Source organism: Vibrio sp. V09_P4A23P171 (genome assembly GCF_963875615.1).
In the GTDB taxonomy this organism is placed as follows: domain Bacteria; phylum Pseudomonadota; class Gammaproteobacteria; order Enterobacterales; family Vibrionaceae; genus Vibrio; species Vibrio anguillarum.
The window spans coordinates 1-4,038 of sequence record NZ_CAWNMR010000051.1 but is presented as its reverse complement, the minus strand read 5'-3'; the positions used below and the strand labels follow the sequence as shown (position 1 = coordinate 4,038).

Sequence of the window (4,038 nt, the reverse complement as noted above, 5' to 3'; positions counted from 1 at the left end):
CGATCAAGAAACAACAAATATGTGATGATTATTTATTGCTTAAGTTCAGCCATGAGAACATGGAATTTACCGTTCAATTCCAACTCGATTTAGCTGATAAAAACTCACTTTGCCTAACGCCCGCCTAAGGGGCTGACAACGCATTACCACTAAACCCAAACACAACAACCGTAACCACCGCGGCTCAATGGGACTGGAAACGCCGCGCGTTGACAGTCCCTCTTGAGGCGTTTGTTATGCTTAAGCTTCAACACTTTACATTTGAACCAACTCAAGAATAACTCACTGAAATCATTGACCAAACTTCGACTTTCATTGAATTAGAACTGGCTCAACTTTTACCTATGAACTGACCAATACAGGCTTTCATCCTAAAAATCAGCCAATGTGGAAACCCTCTCCGACAAACCCACTTACAACATGTTGGTGCTACAACTCAATGAGGCAATCACGCTGAAACATACAGCGATAAACACATTGCTGTTTCATTAGGCAGCGAAAAACAATGCTCAATTGCCGACAGACTTTCAGCCTATAAGTAAAGGCACCAAACTGCTCAAAGCGACTTGAAAGAGCAAAACTCACCTCGCGCAGACTCAACAACCCAATGAGGCAATCACTCAGAAGTTACAGCGCCAGAAACATTGCCGCTTCGTTAGACAGCGACGAACAATATTGAATTGCCGACAAAACTGAACGAAAAGCCAAAGAGATCGAAAACCACAAACAATTGATTTTAATAGATTAAGCATAACGCCCGGCTAAGGGGTTGACAACGCACCACCGAACTTAAAAAACACACTGTAAACATTGAACTTCAACTTTGCACTAAAGCTGCCACGCGTTGGCAATCCCTCTTGAGCCGTTTGTTAGGCCAACTGATTGACACCAACACTTTCAAAACTAAAGAACGAGCTTTTTTGTAAACTTGAAACAAACTAACGGATTCATTTATAAACCAAAACTCTAACTCAGCAAAGAAACAAAAAACTCAAATTGAGCGATTTGGAAGAAAAGTGACGAGCGTAGCATGCTCGGCGGACGTTTGGATGCTGAAGGTTATTTTGCCGCTAAACTCACAACGAAAAACAACTCAACGCGATCAAGAAACAACAAATATGTGATGATTATTTATTGCTTAACTTAAGCTAGAAAACATGGCATTTACCGTTCAATTCAAACTCGACTTAGCTGATAAAAACTCACTTTGCCTAACGCCCTGTTAAGTAGTGAGGCATGCACTACGAAAGCTTCCGCAACACTACGTAATCACTAAAACCAACGCAAACCAAAAATGCCACGCATGCCGAATCTGCTTGAACAGTTTGTTAGCTTAAATTTCAGCATCTTAGATCAACCAAATCCGAGATTAACCTGATTTGGGAAGCCAGCAAACTGCCTAAGTTTTAAAACCCGAATTGACTCAAACTTTGTGGCCGTTCATTTACTTTGAAACAAGTAAATTTTTGAGAATTCATCTTCGGAGAACTCAAAGCGAAAGCAAAACTTCCAAAGCGACTTTGCGCCAAACTTGCTAACCTCGCGCAATCCCAAAATTCAATTGAGGCAACAGCTCAAAACTCGTATTGGCAAACAATGCTGAGTTGCCGAAAAAACTGAACGAATTGCCAACGGAAGAAAGAAAAGACCACAACCGATTGATTTTCATTGTTTTAAGCTAACGCCCTGCTAAGGGGTGAGCAATACACTGCGAAAGCTACCGCACACCGCCTTAATCACGAAACTCACCGCATGCTGAAAATGCCACGCATTGCGAATCCCTCTTAAGCAGTTTGTTAGCTTAAATTTCAGCACCTTAGATTTACTAAGCCCGAGATTAACCTGATTTGGATTCCTAACAAACAGTCAGAGTTTTAAAACCCGAATTGACTCAAACTTTGTGGCCTTTCGTGCGATTTGAAAACTCGAAAATTTTGATAAATCATTTTCGGAAAACTCAAAGCGAAAGCAAAACTTCCAAAGCGACTTTGAGCCAAGCTTACTAACCTCGCGCAATCCCAAAACTCCATTGAGGCAACGGCTAAAAACTCGCGTTGGCAAACAATGCTGATTTGCCGAAAAACCTAAGCGAATTGCCAAGGGAAGAAAGAAAAGACCACAACCAATTGATTTTCATTGTTTTAAGCTAACGCTGCGTTAAGGGGCGCAGGCACGCACTACAAAAGTGAACGCATAACACCTTAACCACTAAACCTAACGCAAACTGGAAATGCCACGCGTGCCAAGTCCCTCTTTAACGCTTTGTTATGCTTAAGCTTCAATGGCTTACCTTTTACCCAAACCAAGATTAACTCGACTTTGATTCACAAACAAAAACCAAAACGTAGAAAACAGAAATGACTCATAATTTTGAAAATCAGACTTTGAACTTTGGCTGCTCAAACTGAAAAACCTAAGATCAAATTTCTGATTGAGCCAACCGTCCTAACCTCGCGCTTGCCCGAAAATTAACTGATGCAACTCACAGAATTTTAGCGCCAAAGAATAAGTGTCCAGAAAGCAGCGCCCACTGAAGCCAACTTGCCGAGAAAGACAAAACTCACATGCCAAGGGAACAAAGAAAGACCATAACCCACTGATTGTTGGTGATTAAGCATAACGCCCAATTAAGGGGTGAACAACGCTTCCATCCAAACCTAAAGCATTGTGCCATAAACACTAAATTTGAAGTAGAAGCGAAAATGCCGAGCGTTGTGAATCCCTCTTAAATTGCTTGTTATGATATTTCTTTCGCAGCACTAGCTAATCTAGCTGCATTTTTAAAAGAAAGCCTGATAGTTCGAATCAAAATATCTGCTCCCCTTTTATACGAAAGATACAATAACCAACAAAGTACTAAATAAAAGCTAGCATCTAGTATAGATACCCAAACAACTTCAATTGTATTTACTTGTTTATGCACCAAGTTAGCAAAAAGAATGTTATAAGCCCAATACGCCCCAATAAGCATTCGATAAAATTTATGTCTTGACTCTATTCGTTGCTCTATATATTCAAAACTAGAATCTAAAAGCTCAACCTTGTCTTTATCCCCTTCTGATTTCTGTAAGATGAGTTTTGATATGTAATCTACATTAACGTTTTTGAGACCAGATGTAGCATAAAAACTAGGAGTGGCAAATAGCATTGCTACTATTGGGAGTACAATACATACAATAGAGCCGTAATTTATTATACTCGCAGGCAATTCAAGTAATGTTGTTACCAATAATGTACCCAGAAACAACACTACCCATATCACTGCTCCAATCGATGTCGGTAGAAAAACATCTTTAAGCCCCGTAATAAACTGCATAATCGGCAACCAAATCCAGTTTATTAATTGGCTTTCTGTCTCTACGTTAAAGACTTTCAACTCTGACTTTTCTAATATAAGTACGCAATCTGTCAGTAAATTATCCTTCAAGCTACCCCCTTGCTGAAACTAGAAATTCATAACGCCCGGCTAAGGGGTTGACAACGCACCACCGAACTAAAAAAACATACTGTAAACACTGAATTTCAATTTTGCACTAAAGTCGCCAAGCGTTGGCAATCCCTCTTGAGCCGTTTGTTAGCTGCTGCACTTTAGCCGGAGATTGACTATCCAACGGCCTAATTTAAAACACATTATTGCTTTCAAGCGACAAAGTAAAACGGACAACTGAGAAACTAATACCTAATCCACGAAACGCACTTGGCAAAGAAGAAATAACAGGAAAACTTGACGAGCTTTTAGAACTTAAATTTACAAAGGATTCTTTCGAAGAAGCCAACGGCCAAGTGCGCGAAATCCATTTAAGCGCGAAAGAGCTTCAAAACCAAAGAAGCCACACCAAAGAAATAAACAAACACACCACTTCCCGTAAACAGACTTCGGTTAGTTCAACCGCTTCACGAACAGTGCCACTGGCGAGATACGCGGAAAAGTGCTGACGTTCAGGTGTAAAGCTAGAGCCTCAAACTAAGAAAAATAAACGCTTAATTTTATGGTTTTCCTTAACCTCAGCTAACGCCGCGTTAAGTGGTGAGCAACGC

At 40.4% G+C, this 4,038-nt stretch carries 2 protein-coding genes; both read right to left on the bottom strand.

Annotated elements, in window-relative coordinates:
- Positions 1-429: 429 nt before the first annotated feature.
- Positions 430-603 (bottom strand): DUF3709 domain-containing protein, encoded by a 174-nt coding sequence (locus AACT23_RS13715; protein ID WP_141195536.1) that lies wholly within the window; start codon positions 601-603, stop codon positions 430-432.
- A gap of 2,134 nt (positions 604-2,737) precedes the next feature.
- A complete protein-coding gene (locus AACT23_RS13710) occupies positions 2,738-3,427 on the bottom strand; it encodes a hypothetical protein (RefSeq protein ID WP_094126887.1) in 690 nt (229 codons plus the stop codon).
- Positions 3,428-4,038 lie beyond the last annotated feature (611 nt).